The organism is Streptomyces sp. SID3212 (assembly GCF_009865405.1).
In the GTDB taxonomy this organism is placed as follows: domain Bacteria; phylum Actinomycetota; class Actinomycetes; order Streptomycetales; family Streptomycetaceae; genus Streptomyces.
Map to the genome: position 1 here is coordinate 1 of NZ_WWJY01000657.1, position 5,229 is coordinate 5,229.

General features: G+C 71.9%; 4 protein-coding genes and 1 riboswitch. Of the genes, 1 reads left to right on the forward strand and 3 read right to left on the reverse strand.

What is annotated here, in order from left to right; genetic code table 11:
* Positions 1–171 precede the first annotated feature (171 nt).
* Complete coding sequence (locus GT042_RS19870) at positions 172–1,413, forward strand: PrsW family intramembrane metalloprotease (protein WP_202533230.1); 1,242 nt, start codon at positions 172–174, stop codon at positions 1,411–1,413.
* 15 nt (positions 1,414–1,428) lie between these two features.
* Here the strand turns inward: GT042_RS19870 and GT042_RS19875 are convergent, their stop codons facing one another.
* The 3 genes from GT042_RS19875 to GT042_RS19885 all read right to left on the reverse strand — a co-directional run bounded on the left by GT042_RS19875 (position 1,429) and on the right by GT042_RS19885 (position 5,091).
* Positions 1,429–2,373, reverse strand: coding sequence for an aldo/keto reductase (locus GT042_RS19875; RefSeq protein WP_161310075.1), 945 nt, complete (start codon positions 2,371–2,373; stop codon positions 1,429–1,431).
* A gap of 93 nt (positions 2,374–2,466) precedes the next feature.
* The gene (locus GT042_RS19880; protein ID WP_161310076.1) at positions 2,467–3,525 is read right to left on the reverse strand and encodes a M23 family metallopeptidase; all 1,059 of its coding nucleotides are present in this window, start codon (positions 3,523–3,525) and stop codon (positions 2,467–2,469) included.
* Positions 3,526–3,536: 11 nt separating this feature from the next.
* A riboswitch (cyclic di-AMP (ydaO/yuaA leader) is annotated at positions 3,537–3,690 on the reverse strand.
* 276 nt (positions 3,691–3,966) lie between these two features.
* Positions 3,967–5,091: a PP2C family protein-serine/threonine phosphatase gene (locus GT042_RS19885; RefSeq protein ID WP_345943844.1), complete on the reverse strand. Its 1,125-nt coding sequence runs from the start codon at positions 5,089–5,091 to the stop codon at positions 3,967–3,969.
* Positions 5,092–5,229 lie beyond the last annotated feature (138 nt).

The window sequence follows — 5,229 nt, forward strand, 5'->3', positions numbered from 1 at the left end:
GCCCACGCCGCCGCCCACGTCGGCCCCGCGCTCCGCTCCGGCGGCCCAACTCCCCCCGGGTGACGCGGAGTAGTCGATCAGGCACCGTCGCCAGACGCCGGTGCCGCTGGTTAGGGTCGACAGGTGTCAGCACCGCCCCCGCAGTTCCCCGTGCCCGACGGCGGGCCCGCCCTGCCGCGCCGCGTGTTCTGGCGCCGCCGTACGTTCTGGGCCCACCGGGCGGTCAGGGCGACGGCGGTGATCACCACCCTCGCGCTGTGCGGGGTGGTGATCCTCCTGCTCGTACGCGACCAGACCGGCACCGAGGGCTTCCTCGTCGGCCTCGGCCTCGCCGTCCTGCCCGTACCGCTGCTCATGACGGTCTTCCGCTGGCTTGACCGGGTCGAGCCGGGCCCGTGGCGCAACCTGCTGTTCTCGTTCGCCTGGGGCGCCTGCGCCGCCGCCCTGGTGGCGATCCTCGCCAACTCCCTGGCCACCCGCTGGATCGCCACGGCGACCGCCGACCCACGGGGCGCGGAGTCCCTCGGCGCCACGGTGATAGCGCCGGTCGTGGAGGAGAGCGCGAAGGCCGGCGCGATCCTGCTGATCTTCCTGTTCCGCAGACGGGAGTTCACCGGGCTGGTGGACGGCGTGGTGGTCGCGGGCTTCTCCGCCACCGGCTTCGCGTTCACCGAGAACATCCTCTATCTCGGCAACGCCTTCGGTGAGGACCAGTACACGGGCGGCTCCGGCCTGACCTCGATGACCGTCGCCACCTTCGTCGTACGGATCGTGCTGTCGCCGTTCGCCCACCCGCTCTTCACCGTGCTGACGGGCATCGGTTTCGGGCTGGCGGCGGTGACACCCCGTCACCGCAAGCTGCGCAGAGGGGTGTTGCCGCTGCTGGGCCTGGTGGGGGCGATGGGCCTGCACGCCCTGTGGAACGGCTCGACGTCGCTCTTCGGCCCGTACGGCTTCTACCTCGTGTACGCCGCGTTCATGGTCCCGGTCCTCGGCCTGGTCACCTGGCTGGCGATCTGGAGCAGGCAGCGCGAACTGCGCACGATCTCCTCCGCGTTGCCCGCGTACTCCGCCGCCGGCTGGCTGGTCCCCGCCGCCCCGCTGGCGCTCTCCTCGATGCGGGCGCGCACGATGGCGCGGGACTTCGCGGGCCGTACGTACGGGGCGCGGGCGGCCAGGGCGGTCGGGGAGTACGAGGCGTTCGCGACGTCCCTGGCCTTCCTGCGGCACCGGGCGGAGCGGGAGGCCGGCGCGCCCGACTTCGCCGAGCGGGAGCGGGAGTTGCTGCACCACCTGTGGCAGCGCCGGGGCATCGCGGGGCCCGCGCTCACGTACGCGGCGCGGGCCACGGGCCGGGTACGGGTGCCGCCGCCGTACATCGACTACGACGGCTACAACCCGTACCGCGACTGACAACTCCCGTACAGGCTAAGCGGATGCGGCGGTCAGGTCCGCCAACTCCTCCGCCGTCAGCTCCAGTCCGGTCGCCGCCAGCAGTACGGGCAGCTGCTCGACGGTCCGCGCGGACGCCAGGGGCGCCACCACGGTCGGCTGCGCCGCCAGCCACGCCAGCGCGACCGTACCGACCTCGACGCCACGGGCCCCGGCGACCCGGTCCAGCGCGGCGAGCACGGCCCGGCCGCGCTCGGTCTCCAGGTGCGCGCCCGCCCCCGCCGCCCGCGGGCTGTCGACGGTGGTCCCGGGGCGGTACTTGCCGGTGAGGAAGCCCGCCGCGAGCGAGGAGTACGGCACGGTGGACAGGCCGTGCTCGGCCACGAGGTCCTGGAGCGGGCCCTCGTACGTGTCGCGGGAGACCAGGTTGTAGCGCGGCTGGAGGACCTCGTACCGGGCCAGCCCCTCGCTCTCGGAGAAGGCGAGCGACGCGGCGAGGCGTTCCGTACTGAGGTTGGAGGCGGCTATCGCCCGGACCTTGCCGTCCTTCACCAGCTGGTCCAGCGCGGTGATGATCTCCTCGACCGGCACCTCGGGGTCGTCGAAGTGCGTGTAGTAGAGGTCGATGTAGTCCGTACGCAGCCGGCGCAGCGACTCCTCGGCCGCACCCTTGATCGTGGCCGCCCGCAGGCCCTTGAACAGGGGGTGGGAGCCGACCTTGGTCGCCACGACCACCTCGGAGCGGTTGCCGCGCGCGGCGATCCAGTTCCCGAGAACGGTCTCCGACTCGCCGCCCTGGTGGCCCGGCGCCCAGGAGGAGTATGTGTCGGCGGTGTCCACGAAGTTGCCGCCGACGGCGGCGTATCCGTCCAGGACGGCGAAGGACTCGGCCTCGTCGGAGGTCCAGCCGAAGACGTTGCCGCCGAGGGAGAGGGGGAAGACCCGGAGGTCGGAGGAGCCGAGGGTACGGAGTTCTGTCATGAACTGCCCCAACGACGCGGGGGCCGGACGCTATTCCGGCCCCTCGTCGACAACACTGGGGGTGGACGCCTTTGCTACGGGTTGAGGCCCTCGCTACGGGTTGAGGCCCTTGCTCTGGAGCCAGCCCATCGGGTCGATGTCCGTGCCGCCCGGGGCGTGGACCTCCAGGTGCAGGTGCGGGCCCGTCACGTTGCCGGTCGCGCCGACGCGGCCGATGACCTCGCCCGTGGAGACCTTCTGGCCGGCGGTGACGGTCATCGAGGACTGGTGGCAGAACCACAGTTCCGTACCGTCGTCGAGCTCCAGCACCGTGCGGTAGCCGTACGAGCCGGACCAGCCGGCCGACTGGACCGTGCCGCTGTGGACCGCCTTGATCGGCGTACCGGTCGGGGCCGCGAAGTCCAGCCCGGTGTGGTAGCCGGAGGACCACATGGAACCGGCCTGCCCGAAGGTGGAGGTGATCGTGTACGAGACGACGGGGAGGGTGTAGCTCTCGGCCAGCTTGGCCAGGCGCTCCTTCTCGGCCTTGGCCGCCGCCTTGGCCTTGGCCTCGGCCTCCGCCTTGTCCTTCGCCGCCTGGATCTTCTTCTCGGCCTCGGTCTGGCGCTTCTCCGCGTCCGCCGCGGCCTTCTCGGCCGCCGCCGCCTGCTCGGCCGCCTTGGCCGTGGCGTCGGCCTCGGCCTGCTGCGACTCGGCCTGCTGGAGGATCCGGGCGCGCAGCGCCTCGCCGGCGTCGGTGGCGCCCGACTGGAAGTCCGCGGTGGTCATGCCCGCCGTGGTCAGCGGGTCGGTGGCGAGCGCGCTCGGCTTGGCCTCTTCCGTACCCAGGGAACCCACGCCCGGCAACGACTTGGCCGCGGGAAGGTTGTCGGTGATGGCATCGGGCAGGGATATGGAGACGGCGGGCTTGTCCTGCGCGGTGGCGATGCCGCCCGCACCGACGGCGGCGAGGACGCCGACGCCGAGGACCGTGGAACTACGGGCCAGTCCGCGCTGCTTGGCGACGCGGTGCCTGCCTCGTACGGGGGGAAGCAGGGAGTCCTCGGTGGGATTCCACTCCCCCCAGGTCCGGTCCGCTTCGGTGCCGAACGTCGGCGGTTCGAAGGTTTCGGTTTCGAAGGGGGCTTCGAGGGCAGGCTTGTTGGACGCCACTGGGGCGCGCTCCTTTCCTTCCTTCTCGCCTACCGGGTTAGCTGACGGGTTCGGAGCAGGAAGGTCTCCTACGGGTGCTCTTGCGGCACAAGGCAGCAAGAAGCTCCCGATTCACCCCAATTGGTGGTTCCCCGGTTCCCTTGCGGGATTCGGCGCGTGCGGCACGGCGCCGTCCTTACGACGGCTGGGACGACCGCGCTGCGTTATCGAACGTTAATAGAGACATGGGCTTTATTCCAAGCTGTTCCGGATGATCGTTAACGAATCCGCAACGGACGTACCGGGACACATCGAGGCGCAAGCGGGCGAGTTGATCGTCTCCGGTGGCCACCTGGGGGGCCAGAGGTTTCTGACGGCTGATCAGCTGTTGTGCGGAGCGGTACGCGGCGCTCACGGAGCGTGCCGAAGGGGGCGGACGAAGACGAAGACTGGAAGACCGGCCTAAGGTACGACCGGCATCGTCCTGCGCCGCTCCGGCTGCCCCTGGACCGGCCGGCTGACCGCCAGCAGCGCCATGTCGTCCGTGTTGCCGCCCCCCGTGTGCACCCGTACGTCCCCGATGAGCGCGTCCAGCATCTCGTCGGGCCCCGGGAAGATCCGCCCGGACAACCGCTCGCGCGCGTCGTAGAAGACACCCTTCGCGTTGCGCGCCTCGGACAGGCCGTCCGTGTAGAAGAGCAGCGTCGCCCCCGGCGGGAACGGCTCCTCGTCCGCCCGGTCCGGCCACGCCCCCAGCTCGCTCATCCCGAGCGGCAGCGCGTGGTCCCCGGGCGCCAGCATCACCACCACGCCGTCCGCGTGGGTCAGCAGCGGCTCGGGGTGGCCTCGGTTGACCAGCCGTACCACCGCCTCGTCGTTCGGGATCTCGGCGAGCACGGCGGTGGTGAAGCCCTCGAAGACGTCGATCCCGTCCCGCCGCGTGCCCTCGCGCGTGAGGGCACGCTCCAGCCGCTGCGCGACCCCCTCCAGCGAACCCTCCTGCTCGGCGGCCTCCCGGAACGCCCCGATGACCACCGCCACCGCCTCGACGGCCTCCAGGCCCTTCCCCCGTACGTCCCCGACCACCAGACGCACCCCGTACGGCGTGTCCTGTACGGCGAACAGGTCACCGCCGATGAACGCCCCCTCCTGCGCCGCCTCGTACCGCGCGGCGATGTGCAGCCCGCCGATCCGGTCGGCCGGTCTGGGCAGCACGGCGCGCTGGGCCGTCTCGGCGATGATCCGGGCGGACGCGAGGCGCTCGCCGCTCAGGCGCACGACCCGGTTGATGCCGAGCGCGAGGACGGAGACGGTGAGGACCGTCAGCAGCTCGGTGATGGCGTCGGCGCTGCCGATCGTACCGTCGAGGAGGCGCAGGACCAGTTCGGTGCAGAGGGCGGCGACGCCGGTGAGCAGGGTGCCCAGGGGCGTGAAGAACGGGGCGGCGACCAGGGGCGCGGAGCAGAAGAAGGGCGAGGCGGTGAAACGGGTGGGGGTCGCGGAGTCGAAGATCACACCGACGACGATCACCAGCGCGGGCAGGTAGCGGACGACCCTGCGTCCGAGCCGGCCCGGCTCGGCGGTCACGCCCCGGTCGACGAAGCCGCCGTCCGGGATCCGGCCGACGGTGGCCGCGACCGGGGTGCTGCCGGTACCGCCGGAGGGGTCGAAGCCGCCTTCGAAGCGGGTGCCGAAGCTGGTGGCGGGGCCGGGCGGCCGGGGCGT

Coding starts and splice junctions, on each gene's coding strand:
- GT042_RS19875 (WP_161310075.1), bottom strand. CDS start 2,373: ATGACAGAACTCCGTACCCTCGGCTCCTCCGACCTCCGGGTCTTCCCC.